Origin of the sequence: Citrobacter sp. Cm038, from assembly GCF_030333105.1 — a bacterium.
Lineage (GTDB): Bacteria > Pseudomonadota > Gammaproteobacteria > Enterobacterales > Enterobacteriaceae > Citrobacter > Citrobacter murliniae.
The window spans coordinates 597,698-611,643 of record NZ_JAOWGO010000016.1 but is presented as its reverse complement, the minus strand read 5'-3'; the positions used below and the strand labels follow the sequence as shown (position 1 = coordinate 611,643).

General features: G+C 50.0%; 24 protein-coding genes. All 24 read right to left on the bottom strand.

What is annotated here, in order from left to right:
- Window positions 1–29: 29 nt before the first annotated feature.
- On the bottom strand, window positions 30–209 hold the full coding sequence (locus OGY01_RS05265) for a YebO family protein (protein WP_038642089.1): 180 nt from the start codon (window positions 207–209) through the stop codon (window positions 30–32).
- 58 nt (window positions 210–267) lie between these two features.
- Window positions 268–558 carry a phage tail assembly protein T gene (locus OGY01_RS05260; protein ID WP_114675596.1) on the bottom strand — a complete coding sequence of 97 codons (291 nt, stop codon included), beginning with the start codon at window positions 556–558 and terminating at the stop codon, window positions 268–270.
- A gap of 11 nt (window positions 559–569) precedes the next feature.
- Window positions 570–941 carry a phage tail assembly chaperone gene (locus OGY01_RS05255; protein WP_038642092.1) on the bottom strand — a complete coding sequence of 124 codons (372 nt, stop codon included), beginning with the start codon at window positions 939–941 and terminating at the stop codon, window positions 570–572.
- Between the two features lie 27 nt (window positions 942–968).
- Window positions 969–1,673, bottom strand: coding sequence for an immunoglobulin domain-containing protein (locus OGY01_RS05250; RefSeq protein ID WP_103284059.1), 705 nt, complete (start codon window positions 1,671–1,673; stop codon window positions 969–971).
- Between the two features lie 57 nt (window positions 1,674–1,730).
- Entirely contained in the window at window positions 1,731–2,078 is a 348-nt protein-coding gene (gp17, locus tag OGY01_RS05245; protein ID WP_286492590.1) for a tail completion protein gp17, read from the bottom strand.
- Window positions 2,075–2,524 (bottom strand): HK97-gp10 family putative phage morphogenesis protein, encoded by a 450-nt coding sequence (locus OGY01_RS05240; RefSeq protein ID WP_286492588.1) that lies wholly within the window; start codon window positions 2,522–2,524, stop codon window positions 2,075–2,077. Before OGY01_RS05240 ends, gp17 begins: the two co-directional genes overlap by 4 nt.
- Window positions 2,521–2,859, bottom strand: a complete 339-nt coding sequence (locus OGY01_RS05235) for a phage head closure protein (protein WP_286492586.1) — start codon at window positions 2,857–2,859, stop codon at window positions 2,521–2,523. The genes OGY01_RS05240 and OGY01_RS05235 overlap by 4 nt, the downstream gene beginning before the upstream one ends.
- A 9-nt stretch (window positions 2,860–2,868) precedes the next feature.
- Complete coding sequence (locus tag OGY01_RS05230; protein ID WP_048221283.1) at window positions 2,869–3,192, bottom strand: head-tail connector protein; 324 nt, start codon at window positions 3,190–3,192, stop codon at window positions 2,869–2,871.
- Complete coding sequence (locus OGY01_RS05225) at window positions 3,189–3,431, bottom strand: hypothetical protein (RefSeq protein WP_286492584.1); 243 nt, start codon at window positions 3,429–3,431, stop codon at window positions 3,189–3,191. Before OGY01_RS05225 ends, OGY01_RS05230 begins: the two co-directional genes overlap by 4 nt.
- Window positions 3,432–3,469: 38 nt before the next feature.
- A complete protein-coding gene (locus OGY01_RS05220) occupies window positions 3,470–4,678 on the bottom strand; it encodes a phage major capsid protein (protein WP_016150485.1) in 1,209 nt (402 codons plus the stop codon).
- A 13-nt stretch (window positions 4,679–4,691) separates the two neighbouring features.
- Window positions 4,692–5,345: an HK97 family phage prohead protease gene (locus tag OGY01_RS05215; protein WP_016150486.1), complete on the bottom strand. Its 654-nt coding sequence runs from the start codon at window positions 5,343–5,345 to the stop codon at window positions 4,692–4,694.
- On the bottom strand, window positions 5,332–6,561 hold the full coding sequence (locus tag OGY01_RS05210) for a phage portal protein (protein ID WP_286492583.1): 1,230 nt from the start codon (window positions 6,559–6,561) through the stop codon (window positions 5,332–5,334). Before OGY01_RS05210 ends, OGY01_RS05215 begins: the two co-directional genes overlap by 14 nt.
- Window positions 6,561–6,746, bottom strand: a complete 186-nt coding sequence (locus OGY01_RS05205) for a hypothetical protein (protein ID WP_008323320.1) — start codon at window positions 6,744–6,746, stop codon at window positions 6,561–6,563. Before OGY01_RS05205 ends, OGY01_RS05210 begins: the two co-directional genes overlap by 1 nt.
- A gap of 10 nt (window positions 6,747–6,756) precedes the next feature.
- Window positions 6,757–8,514 carry a terminase large subunit gene (locus OGY01_RS05200; RefSeq protein WP_286492582.1) on the bottom strand — a complete coding sequence of 586 codons (1,758 nt, stop codon included), beginning with the start codon at window positions 8,512–8,514 and terminating at the stop codon, window positions 6,757–6,759.
- On the bottom strand, window positions 8,514–9,011 hold the full coding sequence (locus tag OGY01_RS05195; RefSeq protein ID WP_003841734.1) for a phage terminase small subunit P27 family: 498 nt from the start codon (window positions 9,009–9,011) through the stop codon (window positions 8,514–8,516). The genes OGY01_RS05200 and OGY01_RS05195 overlap by 1 nt, the downstream gene beginning before the upstream one ends.
- Before the next feature lie 156 nt (window positions 9,012–9,167).
- On the bottom strand, window positions 9,168–9,518 hold the full coding sequence (locus tag OGY01_RS05190; protein ID WP_148977686.1) for an HNH endonuclease: 351 nt from the start codon (window positions 9,516–9,518) through the stop codon (window positions 9,168–9,170).
- Window positions 9,506–9,721: a hypothetical protein gene (locus OGY01_RS05185; RefSeq protein WP_286492580.1), complete on the bottom strand. Its 216-nt coding sequence runs from the start codon at window positions 9,719–9,721 to the stop codon at window positions 9,506–9,508. The genes OGY01_RS05190 and OGY01_RS05185 overlap by 13 nt, the downstream gene beginning before the upstream one ends.
- Window positions 9,722–9,877: 156 nt before the next feature.
- The gene (locus tag OGY01_RS05180) at window positions 9,878–10,081 is read right to left on the bottom strand and encodes a hypothetical protein (protein WP_121567043.1); all 204 of its coding nucleotides are present in this window, start codon (window positions 10,079–10,081) and stop codon (window positions 9,878–9,880) included.
- Between the two features lie 72 nt (window positions 10,082–10,153).
- Complete coding sequence (locus OGY01_RS05175; RefSeq protein WP_049015451.1) at window positions 10,154–10,351, bottom strand: hypothetical protein; 198 nt, start codon at window positions 10,349–10,351, stop codon at window positions 10,154–10,156.
- A gap of 29 nt (window positions 10,352–10,380) precedes the next feature.
- The gene (locus OGY01_RS05170; RefSeq protein WP_286492818.1) at window positions 10,381–10,899 is read right to left on the bottom strand and encodes a DUF2514 domain-containing protein; all 519 of its coding nucleotides are present in this window, start codon (window positions 10,897–10,899) and stop codon (window positions 10,381–10,383) included.
- Window positions 10,896–11,444 (bottom strand): lysozyme, encoded by a 549-nt coding sequence (locus OGY01_RS05165; protein ID WP_286492578.1) that lies wholly within the window; start codon window positions 11,442–11,444, stop codon window positions 10,896–10,898. Before OGY01_RS05165 ends, OGY01_RS05170 begins: the two co-directional genes overlap by 4 nt.
- Window positions 11,416–11,694, bottom strand: coding sequence for a phage holin (locus tag OGY01_RS05160; protein WP_016150433.1), 279 nt, complete (start codon window positions 11,692–11,694; stop codon window positions 11,416–11,418). The genes OGY01_RS05165 and OGY01_RS05160 overlap by 29 nt, the downstream gene beginning before the upstream one ends.
- Before the next feature lie 133 nt (window positions 11,695–11,827).
- The gene (locus OGY01_RS05155; protein ID WP_286492576.1) at window positions 11,828–12,862 is read right to left on the bottom strand and encodes a DNA cytosine methyltransferase; all 1,035 of its coding nucleotides are present in this window, start codon (window positions 12,860–12,862) and stop codon (window positions 11,828–11,830) included.
- Window positions 12,863–13,365: 503 nt separating this feature from the next.
- Entirely contained in the window at window positions 13,366–13,944 is a 579-nt protein-coding gene (locus tag OGY01_RS05150; RefSeq protein WP_286492574.1) for a DUF1133 family protein, read from the bottom strand.
- Window positions 13,945–13,946: the final 2 nt, after the last annotated feature.

Genomic DNA, 13,946 nt, shown 5'->3' with positions numbered 1-13,946 from the left:
AACCCCGCCGAAGCGAGGCTCATATATAATCATTTTTCTCGGTGGGCTATTTGTATCAATAAATCAATTTGAGCATCTTGCTTTTTATTTATTTCTTTAAGGGCTTCTACCTGTTCATTTGCCCTAACGCTAACACGTAATAAATAAAAAACTATAATTAAATTGATTAGCCAACCAAAAACACCGAATACAACAAAAAGTGGCTCCATGATTCCTCCAATGATTTCCAGAGGTAATCGTATATCTGTAATTGGGCTGTGTGAAGAATTATTGCGTTGCGGCAATCAATGCTTTTTCAAGCCCTGCGAATGGATCGGCCTCTTCTTCATCATGATCACGCTGCCATCGCAGCAACATATCACTCATCGTGGCCTTGCCGCCCTGTGCATTAAACACAGCGGTAGCAATTTGCGCCGCCTGAATGTCACCACGAATGTCACCTATTGGACTATGTTTATCAAACTCAGCCCACAGCCTAAGTTCACTGGCTGACATCACTCCCTGAAGCTCTGAAAGAGTGCGCCCCATACGGAGCGCTAGCGACATCAAAAACCGCATTCCGGGCTGAGCTACTTTCCCTCAGCCTCCTTTTGATCAGTAGTCAGGTTGAGGGCCTGACGAAGAAGACGCGCGTGGACTGGACCATAAACCGATTCAACCTCGGCAAAATCTTCCTTACTGAACACTGATTCTCCATGCTCATCAAACAGCACATCGATAAAAAGCGTAACATCAGCGCGTAGATTACGGTGTGCCCGTTCAGAGATAGATAACTCGCCTTCCGTCTCTCTCGGCTTAATTACATCCTGCCAGTGAAGCCATGCTTCTGCTGATGGTTCACGAAGAACAACTTTCACGCCATCCCATTCCGGCACGTTTACATCAATATGACGAAATGCTGACGCCCTGGACAGCGCCAGTTCTTTAAGACTTTTAGCCATTTTTTATCCCTGATTAAAGAAGATGAATTACGCTACCGTTACGACGCAGGTTGCTGAGGTGACTTTCCCAGCAGGTGTGGAGGCATCGGTAACTTCACAAACGTAATCACCGGCATCACCTGCAGCAGCATTTGCCTTGTTGAACGTTGCTGTCGTCTGTCCACTAACCGCGCTGCCGCCCTTCTTCCAGACGTAGGAATAAGGTGCCGTTCCCCCGGCAGCTACGACTGTCAGTGACAAAGCCGCACCAGAGGTAACAGATTTGGTGTCAGGCAGGTCGGTGGTCAGGCGCAGCGCGTTATCAATTTTCGTCGGCTTACCTTTCAGGCGTAACGAGAACGTTGCAGCCACCACGCTGTTTGTCCCTGAAGACCAGGTGTGCTGACGAACTTCAGACAAGAACTGGAAGCCAATACCAGACGGGAAGACAATCCGAAAACCATATGTGGTGTCGTTATCGTAAGCTTCACGCAGCGCATCCTGTGCCGGGTTAACATAGAAGTTACCGGACATAGAGATTTCTGACTGAGCGCCAAGGCCGTTAATGTTTTCCTGCTCGGTTGAGCACAGAGTTGTAACATCAATGTCCTGCTTCTGGCCGCCAGTAAACTGGACCTCTTTGATAGTACAGTGCAAATCCAGCCAGGTTGCGGCACCAATAGTGTCCAGTGTCGCTGGCGCAGAGGTGATCTGAATTTTCGTACCTTGCGATTTTTCATACAGTGAGGACATATTTGTCTCCTGAAAATAGAAAACCCGCCGTAGCGGGTCTGTGAGTTAATAGATGTGTCAGACAGTGACCTGAAATTCCAGCGTCGCCCGGTAATACCGGTTCTCTGGTTCATAACCAGGGGTTTTGCTTATATTGGTGGGATTGAGTGGCTTAACCACCTGAAGCGCCATATCACGAAGATTCCGCGCCTCTTTGAGAGTCAGTGAGTAAACATCCACCTGGACCGATATCCCTGATTCGGCCTGCCCACAAAGAACATCAGCGGTCACATCAGAAATAAGTGAAAAAATAACCCATGGCGGTGATATCGAGGGCTGGCCATCACTACCCAGCGGCGCAACGTAAGGATAAACTTGTCCATCGGCCAGAGGCTTCAGCAAAAGATAAAGGTCATCTTCCGTCATTTACTAAGCACCTCATCAATCGCCTGGTTCATACGTTTCATAGCGACTCGCGTTGCCAGTTCTTCACGGGTATCAAACGCAGGACGGACAAAAGGATGTGGGGGCAGATTCACTGTGCCCATTTCGACAAATCGCCAGTAAAACGCGTTACGTCGATCGGAGGCTTTCATTGAATTATCGCTGTTACCCGTTCGCATGTTTCGACCACGAATATGAACACCGGAAGAGATATCACCGCGTTTACGTGATCGCTGCGTCAGCACCACAACGTTTTTCTTCAGCTTGCCGGTTCGTTCAGGCGCTCTTACTACCACCTCATCTTTCAGAACCTCAGCACCAGCTCGAGTGGCATCACGCAGAACTTTGTTGTTTTCGGCGCGGCTCAGTAATTCCAGATCGCGGGATATCTCTTCAAGGCCAGAAAAATCCAGACTGATATCAATCATTTTTCTGCTCCATTTTTACAGAGTATTTCCAGCCTGGTGGCTTTACTGTCAGGTATGGGGGGACTGATGATATTCAGTACCGCGCCTTTAAATGGTCCTGTGAGCACCTTTAATCTTGACGCAGCAGTCACATCACTCCGGAAACGGACCCACACCCGAATTGTTGCCTGTGCCGTTTCTGCTCCTGATTGCAACTGCTCACGACCACTGATACCCAGCACTTCCGCCCATATGGTCTTTCCCTCCTGCCACTCTTCAACCGGCTGGCCTGTAGTATCCCGAAAAGAAGTAAAGTTCAGGATAGTAACGCGATGGCGTAATCGACCTGCCTGCATATACCCTCCTTATGTTCCCGGGTGCTTCCGGTGCGGCCCAAGGAGAGCCTGAACACCAAACGGCAATGTGCTTGTAATATTGCCAATATTTACCGGCTCTCTGTTCTCGTACCAGTGGCTGACAAGAAGCATTAACGCCAGTTTGATATCGTCGCTGATGATGATGCCATCAGGGTCACTATCCGGGATGCTCGTATCGTATAGAGCCCTGTTTACAATTTTCTCAGCATGGGACTTTGCTGCACTGAGATATATCGCCAGTGTCTGATCTTCAGAAACATCATCGCTGTCTATCCGGCATTGCTGCCGTAATTCGGCAATAGACGGTTTCATTTGGTCTTCTCACGTTTTGTTTTCGGTGGCTCTGGCTCTGGCTCTGGCTCTGGCTCTGGCTCTGGCTCTGGCTCTGCAGGAACATGAACACCGCCACTACCAAATTTGATAATGCCAAGTTCGGCAGCAATTTCCTCAGCGCGGGCAGGTAGCTCACCGTCCGAATACACCCCTGCGGGAATGGATTCGACAATACAACCATCTGGGGACCACTTAAGTTCACGCAATAACTCAGGCATAAATAACCTCGAAAAATCGGGGCCGAAGCCCCAGAGAATTAAGCGCCAGTGCCGATCTGCAGCAGTTTAATGGCCTGAGAATCCACCAGCATTCCCCCGGTTCGTTTGGTGGTGTAGAAACCAACGAATGGTTTTTTGGTGTAGGGGTCACGAAGAATGCGGGTGCCGATGCGGTCAACAATGGTGTAACCACGCTTGAAATTTCCAAATGCAATTGCTTTAGCATCAGCCGCGATATCCGGCATCTGTTCGTTCTCTGCCACACCGTACCCGGCCAGAGAGGAAGGCTGACCCAGTTCCAGACCAGGACGCCACAGGTAGTTGCCTTCTGAATCTTTCAGGATTCGGATAGCAAACAGACTGTTGTTGTTCATCATGAACTTAGCGCCATTACGATGCACTTTACGCAGCGTATAGACCAGTTTGATGATCGCATCAGCCGTTACGCCTGCCGCAGCGCCAGAAAGAATGTGCTGGAGAGTACCAAATGCACGAGTCTTGTCCGGATCAAGTGTGGAAGCGTATGCCAGAAAACCTTTCGGCTTCTTCGTCCCGTTACCGCTGGTAAAGGCGATTTCTTCCTGCTCTGCAAACTCAATTGCCAGTTCGCTGTTGATCCAGTCTTCGACGTTGAAAAAGGCATCATCCAGCATGGTTTGAGTCGCCTGCGGGTTACCGTAAATTTCTCCCATGAACGGCTCAATCTGACCGAGTTTAGACGCATCGGTTTCCGGGCGGGCATCCGTTTCACCAACCCAGCCGGAAGCCGTACCGCCGAGATTAACCAGTTTTTTATAGTTAGCGCCGCCGACTGTGATGGTTGTCGCCTCCTGGCGCATCACTACTTCATCTTTCAGAAGATTAAGGATCGTGCGATCCAGCTCTTCCGGCACGGCATAGCCACCATCTTCATCCACACCGACCTGCAGAGCTTTGCGTTCAAGTTCGCGCAGCCCGTCATCTTTACCCTTACGCATAAAGCCAATGAAAGCGGTTTTATGTTCGCTTGCGGCTTTGCTCTGAGGACCACCGGCTGGACGTTTAACCTGCTTCAGTTCCTCTTCCAGCGCAGATTTAAGCTCATCCAGTTCAGACAACTTGCCGTTTAAGGTTTCAACCTCCCCCGCCAGCTTGCCCTTTTCCTGTTCAACTGCTTCCAGGCGCTTATCGTTCTTTTCTTTGAACGCATCAAACTTCGCCTGCAGTTCCTGCGCGACCTGCTCTACGTCTTTAACGTCAACTGACATAATTAACTCCTGATTAAAATTTGATGTTTTTCAGTGCATCCAGTGCGGTACTCACTTCATCAACATCACGCTGTGAAAGTGAGCTATAACCCCCGGCCATGAATGCTTTAGCCTGGGTGCGTGAGAGCCCAACATCGCGCAGGACTCGTTCAATACTTTTTTGAGAAGGGATTTCTCCGCGGGAAAATGCGCTTTTGACATCACTTACACGCGCTTCATCGTTCGACGGAAACGTGACGAGACTGACTTCCCACAGGTCGATCTCTTTGAGAAGGAACACGCCCTTAACACGGTCGTACTCCCAGTCTTTCAGCATGTAACCAATAGAAAGGCCGGTTAAAGAACCGGCCTTCATGTGGGCGTGTGCGCGTTTCGAAAGGGGGTCGTCATCAATGAGTAACCGGCCTTTAACATAAAGGCCAACCTCATCCTCTTTCATCTCAGTGTAAATACCGATGGGTTCATCCATACGGTGCTGCCAGAGTAATGCAGGGAGAGCATTCTTTTCTTTCCATGCCTGAAGGGAGGCCGAAAAAGCGCCTGGCACAACAACATCATCGTAGCTGTCCTTTACGCCAAAAACAGAGCCATAGCCTTCAAACTCCCCGCTGTCGCTGACAGACTTTAGCTGTAGCGGAATATCCAGCCGCTGTTTAGTCATCGGCATTATGTTGTTCCTCGGTTGTTTTGTTCTTGCTGCTGTCTGACGGCTTCGTCGTCATGTTCATTGGCGTAAGGTAAATATCTCCTCCTGCGCGTGGGTTAAGTTCTTCAAGCTCCCGGCAGTCATTTGGTGAGTAAATCCCCCAGTTAATGCCTGTTGAATACGCCTCAAATCGCGACTTCATATCCCCGCGCAGCAATGCGCCGGCATTGAATTTTGCGTAGTACACACCCTGCTTTGATTCCTTCACCAGCCCGATGTTGATTCGCTGCTCAATGCGGGTCATGTACGGAACGAGTGAATAATTGATAAACCCCATGCCGAGGTTTTCAATATTGTTAAACGTCGAGCGGTCAGTGTTCTGCACCATGTGCATCGGCACCCGGAACAGGCGGCATATTTCCTCCAGCTGGAATTTCCTGGTCTCAAGGAACTGACTGTCTTCCGCATTGAGCGCCATCGACTTCCAGTCCAGTCCCATTTCGAGAATCATTGGTCGGTGCGCGTTGCTCAGCCCGAGGTGACGATCCTCAAAATCCTTTTTCAGCCTTGCGTAAGCAGCGTCAGTGAGCGTTTGCTCAGTGCGGAGTACGCCGGAGGTAACCGCGCCATTTGAGAACAACCGCGCCCCATGTTCCTCTGTTGCCATTCCCAGAGATATTGCTTCTCTTGCATAGGCTATAGGGTTCAGCCCCACCAGCCCGTCAAAGGTAAGCGTTCTGACATGCCAGATATCATCCTGCCCAAGCACGTCTGTTGAGCCATCGGGGAATGTTACCTGGTAAACCGGTTGCCACTGGCTGTTAAGCTTTGGTTCAACACACCCTGGGTCAATGGGAAGAAGCTCCACCACCTCACCAAGCGCTTTAACTTTGTAGGCGTAAAAATTACCGCGAAGACAAAGACAGACAATGACAAGTTCCCAGAACTCCTGAGGGGTCATGTAATCATTTGGCTTCATCGTCAGTAATTTATGCAGCCTTTCGGAAGCCGCTTTTTGTTTACTGTTTCCGGTTATCTTGTACAGGTTACAGGGCAGCATGCCCATCGACTCAGCAAGAACCCTGATACAACCGAAAACTGCTGTAAGCCGCATGGCTTTCTGGCTGCTTACCCTTTTCCCTGTATAGGTGTCGTAAGTCATTCCCACTGCTTCAGCGAGTTCTGCCGGAGTAGTGACAGGAGCGTCACTTTTTTTGAACATTCCGGGGAAAAACATCAGTCAGTCCCTCCTCGCAATGTTTTCCCGGCCAGCGAAAGCGTGCGGGAAACCAGCCATGACCAGATAAGGCAAAGCATACCCGCACTGATTAAGCCTCCTGGCGGATAAATCATCCATACACCAAACGAAAGCAAAATAGCGCCCATCACCCCGATCAGTGGGGCGAGAATCATCAGGATCATAACTGCCTCTTTATAATGAACGGACGCCGTAACTTTCCAGATGGTCAGAGAGGCTGTCCTGTTGTTCGCCGCCGTTTACAAGCATGCGGCTCATTGCGGTAAACAAGGCGGCAGGCCCGTCTATTTTCGCTTCTGGCGTGGATTTGTTCGGAAAGATATTGTCGTTTTTGTCAGGCTTGACGGTGACGTTAGACATCATCCAGTTCATAACCGGATGATTGCTGTGATGAAAACGCCCGCCATAAACCAGAGACTCCACCTCTTTCATTGACTCAGAAAAGTTTCTGACCGTCTGCGGAACCTCCACCAGCGGTACACCCTCTTCTGCCAGAGCCAGGCTAAACTGCGTTGCGCTCCAAGGGTCGAACCCAGTTTCCTTCAGGTTTTCGCCACTAATCCATTCCAGAAAATCTGCTTTAATCTGCGCATGATCGATAACATCACCATCGGTCAGTTCCAGCTTCCCAAGCTCAGCCCATTTGCGATACATCTGCGCCATTTGAGCGGAACATTTTTCCAGTCGCCCTTCTGGTAACCAGAATTTAAAGTCTGCGTGCGCATGACCGTTATCTGCCCGCCAGAGTTTTACCGCAGCGCAAATATCAATCTTGTGGGCCAGATCCACGCCAGCCCACATCGGGTAAGTTCTCAGCTCATGACGGGGGGCGATAAACTCGCAGTTTTCCCACTTAATCATGTCCATCCAGGCTGACTCAGCGGTCACCCAGATATTCATGTGTTTGGTGAAAAAGTTAACCCTGGCGGAAACCTGTTCTTTGGCCTTCTTAGCCAGGCGGCGAAGATCGTCCCAGCGCTTACAGATACCCAGCCCGGGGTTAGCCTTTTGCCAGACCGTTTCATCAAACGGATCATCATCTTTATCCAGGGTGAAGATGATGGCGAAAAAGGTGTCATCCTTCACCGCGCCTTCCACTTCGCTGTTATAGCCACGCAGCACCTTAATGGCATAATCGCGCAGCTCGTAACAAATCCCTTCTTTATTAAACCCGGCTGTCGTTATGCCAAACAGAAGAGACTGCAATCGTGCGCCGGTTGCAGTCTCCAGAACGTCCCAGACATCACGGGTTTTATGCGCATGAAGTTCGTCGACGATGCCACAATGGATATTGAGACCATCCAGATTGTTGGCATCAGAAGAAAGCGGTTCAAACTTGGATGCTGTCTGCTCCTGGTAGATCGCCAGTTTATTGAATTCAAACAGTCGCCCCAGTGTGGGTTTCGCTTTTTTAACCATGTTTTTCGCATCTTCAAAAACGATGCGAGCCTGATCCCGCGTTGTCGCTGCGGAATAAACCTCTGCCCCACCCTCACCATCGGCGCCAGCCATATAAAGACCAACACCAGAAGATAATGTCGACTTGGCGTTTTTACGGGCTACCTCGTTATATGCTGTGCGAAACCGGCGGACCATCACCGGACGACCGCTGCCATCATTACGCAGCACAACTTCGCCTGTTTCTTCATTTACCAGGGGAATAACAAAACCGAAAATGTTGATCAGAATGAAAACATGCCAGTCCATCAGCTTAATCGGCTGGCCTGCCAGTGCTCCTTTAACATGAGGCACGAATTTATAAAAATTGAGGATATGTTGTGCGCGGGGCTCGCTGAAATAGATGCCACGTTCTTCACCGTGCTTCAGATCATCAAGAAATCGCTGACAGGAAAGACGGACAAATTCACAGGCAATAACCTCCCCGGCAACGACGCGTTCGGCGTAACGTATGCCATCAGTAACTTTTGCCATCAGTCCCTCGAATTAAGAAATTGACTTAACAGATCATCATCGTCTGGTTTGTCCTTACTGACCTTAGACCTGCTGGAAGGAGTCATACCAAACTCCGCTAACATCGCGCGAAGTCGCTTCCAGGCATCAGCTTTCATCATGGCTGCCGGATGCGGCTTGATCATGCGTATTTCTCGTTCTTTCCCTTCATCAGCATCATCATCGCTGTATACCGCATAGGTATAACCTTCCCGATCCAGCGTTTCACAATGATGGCGGTATTCCGTATATGCTTCTACCAGCAACTCCAGAGCCCTGGCATCCAGCTGAGATATGACGCCAATGGCATCAAGTTCTTCGGCCATCCGCTTAAACCAGTACTTCCCTTGCTTGTCAAAATGCTTGGGAACTGGGGGGACCCCTTTAGGTGGCTGTGGCTCGTTTTTGTTGATTGGTCGTTTGGATGGGTTACCCCTCACCAAACGCAGATGGGTAGGGGTTTTCGGCGGTCCTGACATAATCGAAAACTCCTATTAATCATCGGCTGGGGGACCCCAAAAAAAGTTTTCTAACCTGCGGCGATGTGAAGAAATGCTAGGCGGCGGTCCTTTGGGCGCCCGACTACAGGGATTTGACCTCCCCCTCCCCTCCATGACCATTGATGAGAATCAATATCATTTGGTGCGTTCACGCCCTGTTTTCGAACGGTGACAGGGCCAGCACAAGCTTTCGAGGTTCGAATCATCATCGGTACCCCCATGAGCCTTGGCCTTGATATGGTCAACGGTTGTGGCCGCGACAGCGCGTCCAGTACGCAGGCAGTTCTGACACAGATGATTATCACGCTTCAGAATACGAGCACGCTTGATATCCCACTTGCTACCGTAACCACGTTCATGGCGACTCTTACCTTGTTGGTGCTGCTGCCAGCCTTCGTTGCGATGTTGCTCGCAGTAGCCAGAGCGATCCGTTGTCGTACCAGGGCAACCGCGCTTGCGACAGGCACGGGGTATTAGTGCTGGCATGGTTCACCATTACGCAAATCAATAGTAATTTGGTTTTCAGCGTGGTTTTTATCAAGATTAAATACCGCTGTTACGGTTGGGATCTCTCTACACTGAGTATCTATAACCGTCGATACCTGGTTATCAAGAAGCTGTCCATTCACAGCAATTCCATAACCCATGAAGCACTCTCCGCGATACAACTTAGCGATCTGAAACTTCATAACGATTTCCTTTTAGACGTGAGCCTGTCGCACGGCAATGCCGCCCGAGAGGTAAACGCAACCTAACGGCATCACCCAGGCTCACTACTGAAAGACTCTCTTCATGGTGCGCGTGCGAAGCGCATAAAAAAGCCCCGCATATGCGAGGCTTGTTAATTAGATAGGATTGAATGCTATGCAATGTATTTTCAGATTTTCTCTTCTTGATTCAAAGTCACTCATTAAACTCTCAAAAACCTCAACAGCACTAACTCCCTCCTCAGAGGTGAAAGTATCAGAACCGGAATATTCGAGTAACTTTTCACCCGTTACTGAGTCATAAGCGACCCATGAAAAAAACCAGTATTTTTTAATATTCATTGCCCCTCCGCTTTATGGAGTAGCATATATAGCATTATCACAGGCACTCAGTGAATGCCTGCTGTAATGCCGCTAGTCGTCGAGTTGCAATACACCGTGCTCCAGTGACTCGGAATAGGCAATCAGCCCGGTGTACTCAGGGATAACCTCACCATCATCAGCTTCGAACTCAGGGATCGTCCCGGTAGTGATAGTGTATTGTGGCTGACCATCTTCTTTAGCGAATGCTGCCAGGTCTTCAATCTGCTTTGCTGTAAGAACAACTGTCATGCTCGGTCCTCTGTAGTTAAAAAGCCTCGCTATTTCGAGGCTATAGGATTGTTATTTGACTCTCTCACTGACTCGTAAACCTTCTCGCACGTCATTCCTGCGCGGTAGCTTTCGTCAGATCGCTCAGCATAATATCGAGCTTCTTCTGCAAGGCGTCCGAGCATGTCGGCGAGCACTGCGGCGTCGGCTCCGGCTGTTTTGCTTCTGACGGCAGCGGCAAGATTTGCGGTGTGCTTTGCGGCGTCCAGGCGGGTGGCAAGCTTTGTTGCTTCGGTGCGCAGCTGGCTAACAGTGGCAGACAGGCCAGCAGCAGTGGCAGCAGATTTAGCGGCTTGTGCTTGTGCATCTTTTACAGCCTCATCACGGGCAATAATGCGCCCTTGTTCAATCATGCGTGCTGCGGTCTGTGCGTTCGCTGTTTGCGATGATTCTACGCTGTCACGCTCGGCCCACTTCTTTTCCCAACCGCTGCTGCTCCATACACTACCCGCGATGAATGCGACTGCCACCAGCAGCGAAATAGCAATGAACTGATAGCGCAGGCTCACTGGTCTATCCCCCAGCACGCCAGCGCGCTTTCCTGATCTCGTCGCTCTACCTGCCCATAGCAACCATTTTTCTGGCCTTTGGTCAGGCGGCAATCGCGGCCACCGTCTTTAATCCACCAGCGGATCGCTGCACAGGCGTCTTTACGGTCTCCAGCGTTAATGCGCTTGTAAAACGTAGACGGGAAACATTTTCCGGGGCCGATGTTGTATGGGCAGAAAGATGCGATCCCGGCTTTCTGTGGTTCGGTCAGTGGTACCTTGATATTTCTCTCAACCCACGCCAGCGCCTTATCGCGCTCAATGGCGTTTACCTGGGCGCATTTCTCAGCAGACAGCTTCATGCCCTGCACTACGATTCTCCCATCAACCATTGTGGCGCCACGGCAAATCGTCCAGATACCGGAACCATCTTTGTAAGCTGTCAGGCTGTTCCCTTCTTTCTCATCCAGAAACTGATCGAGAATCACGGGCGCGGAGGCCCCAGCAAGAATCAAACCGACGACCGCTGCGCTCAATTTATTCTTCAGCTTTGGTGGCATAGCCATTGCGCCGATCCTCCCGTTCTTTCCAGCGGAAATACCAGTTCACTGCACAGGTAATAACGGTGCATGCGATACCGACAATAATTGCCCAGTCGCTCAGGCTTAACCCTGCAATTCTGTCGGCCAACATCCAGGACACCTCTTTTGCTGTTTTAGCTGTTTCGGCATATGCCTTCGCTGATACACCGCAGCCGGCAAGCGTGGTCCCTGATCCATATGAAAGTCTGCTGTAAATGGTGCTCATTCTGGTCATAGCCTCACCTCCGATAGTTCGGATGGCGCTGTGTGATGAAAGGGTCAGGCTTCACGGGCTGGATTTATCAACAAAGCACGTAGTAATTGATTCCCGTGAGCCTGAAATTTAAAAGGCCGCCAAATGGCAGCCTTTAGATTGATGAGATTGCTTGTTGTATTCTTTCACCTAACCATTTCATTACAGGTACCGGCATTGAATTACCAAGCGCCTTGTAACGTGGTAAGGGTGAATTTGATCGCCACGGAATATTTGTATGCCCAACAGGAAAACCCTGGAGCCGTTCACATTCAGATGGAGTAAGCCGCCGAACTCTCAAAGTTGGAGCTGCTTCGACAATTAGACCACCTCGCATACGCATATCCTGGTTAGATGTCCCGTTATAACTCGCGAGCAGAGTCCCTGCCGTTTCAGGAATCGCGCTCAGACAGTATCGATGGAATTCTCTTTCAACGCCTGAATAAGTTTTGGTGCCGGATTTTTTCTGTTTTCCGTAATATTTTTCAGTGCGCGGCGGCAAAGATGGGAACTCAAATAAAACGGCTCCGGGGTCAAATCCTTGTCGAGCACTTGCCATAACGAAGACTCGCTTACGAGACTGGGGCACTCCGAAAAATTCGGCGTTGAGGACTCGCCAGGCAATTGTTCTCGATGGTCCAGAGACAACACCAGCGTTTGCCCATCTTTTCCCTGCTGGCTGTAATGCGCAGCTTTCCCCGGCCAGCGCACCAAGAAAGCAACCGAATGCATTATCATGGCTATTAAGTACCCCTGTTACATTTTCCCAAAGAATGACCGCCGGCTCTTTCCCGGATTCAAAACGAGAGCTGTCAATCTGATCTGCCAGCTCAACGAAAGACAAGGTAAGTTGACCGCGTTCATCATCCAGCCCTTTACGCTTCCCGGCAACACTGAATGCCTGGCAAGGCGTTCCGCCAACCAATACAGCTGGCGCTGCAATTTCACCGTCACGAATTCGGCCAGCAATTCGGGTCATATCGCCAAGGTTTGGTACGTTGGGCCAGTGGTGCTGCAATACAGCACAGGGAAATTTTTCAATCTCTGAAAACCACTCGGCCTTCCATTCGAGCGATTCCCAAGCAATTGATGCGGCTTCTATTCCTGAACAAACAGAGCCGTAAGTTACAGATGTTAAATTACTGGTCATTTATACAGTATTCCATTAGTATCACCAGGCTAGCTAGCGTGGTGGGCCTTGGTTTACTTCATGACCGTATTCATGGGTAAATGGCTGTTGGCAGGGTCTAGACTGTCAACGGTCGCCCATTTTCACGAAGCCCGCAAATAAGCGGGTATTCTTCATTCAAACCACACTCTCGCAGTGGCCTCGCCCATGCCCTTGAGTCCGTAGTCAGGGGTATCTCATGAATCCCTCACCTCTAACCGGAGAACGATTGGCGATCGTTCTGGAGTACCGGCACACCTCTTCTTTATAAACCCTAACCAGCGTGTGTCGCAGTTCGTACCTGCGTCTGGCTCTCTCATGGAGACTCGGGGCAGCATCATTACTGCTGCATTGCCTTCGACTGCGGTCTATCCGTATTCCTAGTGCATTTTCATACCCTCCAGAAACGCAAAAACCCGCACGATGGCGGGTTTCTTTTTTGTTCTGTTGCTCAGTTCGCTTTAACGTCCCGAGCCTACCACAATTTAAGCACTTTCTTGCTCACTATTCAACTTAAATCTGTCGCTATTTGTGCCGAATGCGTCACAAACTGGAGCGTACAGGATCGATTCTGCCAGACTTAGCCAAGTGTCAATGCGTCGACGACAGGTGATCAGCGGCCAGTCAGGATGTTTAGCCTGCAGTTCATTGGCCATCTGCAGCTTGCTCTTGCGTAGGCGATGGCGGTCGACAATCGCGCTATAGAGCGATCGATAGTCATCATTCATCAGTACAGAAGCAATGACACCGTCCACTAACAACCCTTCTTCATCTGAACAGAACGCCAGGCCGCTTTTATTTTTGCTGTTGAGGATTTCACGCAGGTACGTTTCAAGTTCAGGTTTGGTAATACCTGATTTCTTCATACGGCGCAGAGCATCATTGATAGCTGTCTTGGTGATTTTCCCGGATGCAAGTAGCTGGTTAAACATGTTCCCACCACTACCACCGCCGATATAAGACCAGCGGCCCCACATACGCAACTTACCCTGTATCCAGATGCTTTCCAGAGTACGAAGACGAACCATTTCACCAGATTTACCAACTTCAGAAGGATTAATCATTT

Bases quoted from the DNA above. Each gene is read 5' to 3' on its own strand.
- OGY01_RS05165 (WP_286492578.1), bottom strand. From the start codon at position 11,444: ATGGCTATGCCACCAAAGCTGAAGAATAAATTGAGCGCAGCGGTCGTC.
- OGY01_RS05215 (WP_016150486.1), bottom strand. From the start codon at position 5,345: ATGCCGATGACTAAACAGCGGCTGGATATTCCGCTACAGCTAAAGTCT.
- OGY01_RS05230 (WP_048221283.1), bottom strand. From the start codon at position 3,192: ATGAAACCGTCTATTGCCGAATTACGGCAGCAATGCCGGATAGACAGC.
- OGY01_RS05160 (WP_016150433.1), bottom strand. From the start codon at position 11,694: ATGACCAGAATGAGCACCATTTACAGCAGACTTTCATATGGATCAGGG.
- OGY01_RS05265 (WP_038642089.1), bottom strand. From the start codon at position 209: ATGGAGCCACTTTTTGTTGTATTCGGTGTTTTTGGTTGGCTAATCAAT.
- OGY01_RS05205 (WP_008323320.1), bottom strand. From the start codon at position 6,746: ATGATCCTGATGATTCTCGCCCCACTGATCGGGGTGATGGGCGCTATT.
- OGY01_RS05190 (WP_148977686.1), bottom strand. From the start codon at position 9,518: ATGCCAGCACTAATACCCCGTGCCTGTCGCAAGCGCGGTTGCCCTGGT.
- OGY01_RS05250 (WP_103284059.1), bottom strand. From the start codon at position 1,673: ATGTCCTCACTGTATGAAAAATCGCAAGGTACGAAAATTCAGATCACC.
- OGY01_RS05260 (WP_114675596.1), bottom strand. From the start codon at position 558: ATGCGGTTTTTGATGTCGCTAGCGCTCCGTATGGGGCGCACTCTTTCA.
- OGY01_RS05235 (WP_286492586.1), bottom strand. From the start codon at position 2,859: ATGCAGGCAGGTCGATTACGCCATCGCGTTACTATCCTGAACTTTACT.
- gp17 (WP_286492590.1), bottom strand. From the start codon at position 2,078: ATGACGGAAGATGACCTTTATCTTTTGCTGAAGCCTCTGGCCGATGGA.
- OGY01_RS05155 (WP_286492576.1), bottom strand. From the start codon at position 12,862: ATGACCAGTAATTTAACATCTGTAACTTACGGCTCTGTTTGTTCAGGA.
- OGY01_RS05210 (WP_286492583.1), bottom strand. From the start codon at position 6,561: ATGTTTTTCCCCGGAATGTTCAAAAAAAGTGACGCTCCTGTCACTACT.
- OGY01_RS05220 (WP_016150485.1), bottom strand. From the start codon at position 4,678: ATGTCAGTTGACGTTAAAGACGTAGAGCAGGTCGCGCAGGAACTGCAG.
- OGY01_RS05150 (WP_286492574.1), bottom strand. From the start codon at position 13,944: ATGATTAATCCTTCTGAAGTTGGTAAATCTGGTGAAATGGTTCGTCTT.
- OGY01_RS05255 (WP_038642092.1), bottom strand. From the start codon at position 941: ATGGCTAAAAGTCTTAAAGAACTGGCGCTGTCCAGGGCGTCAGCATTT.
- OGY01_RS05200 (WP_286492582.1), bottom strand. From the start codon at position 8,514: ATGGCAAAAGTTACTGATGGCATACGTTACGCCGAACGCGTCGTTGCC.
- OGY01_RS05185 (WP_286492580.1), bottom strand. From the start codon at position 9,721: ATGAAGTTTCAGATCGCTAAGTTGTATCGCGGAGAGTGCTTCATGGGT.
- OGY01_RS05175 (WP_049015451.1), bottom strand. From the start codon at position 10,351: ATGACAGTTGTTCTTACAGCAAAGCAGATTGAAGACCTGGCAGCATTC.
- OGY01_RS05180 (WP_121567043.1), bottom strand. From the start codon at position 10,081: ATGAATATTAAAAAATACTGGTTTTTTTCATGGGTCGCTTATGACTCA.
- OGY01_RS05195 (WP_003841734.1), bottom strand. From the start codon at position 9,011: ATGTCAGGACCGCCGAAAACCCCTACCCATCTGCGTTTGGTGAGGGGT.
- OGY01_RS05225 (WP_286492584.1), bottom strand. From the start codon at position 3,431: ATGCCTGAGTTATTGCGTGAACTTAAGTGGTCCCCAGATGGTTGTATT.
- OGY01_RS05240 (WP_286492588.1), bottom strand. From the start codon at position 2,524: ATGATTGATATCAGTCTGGATTTTTCTGGCCTTGAAGAGATATCCCGC.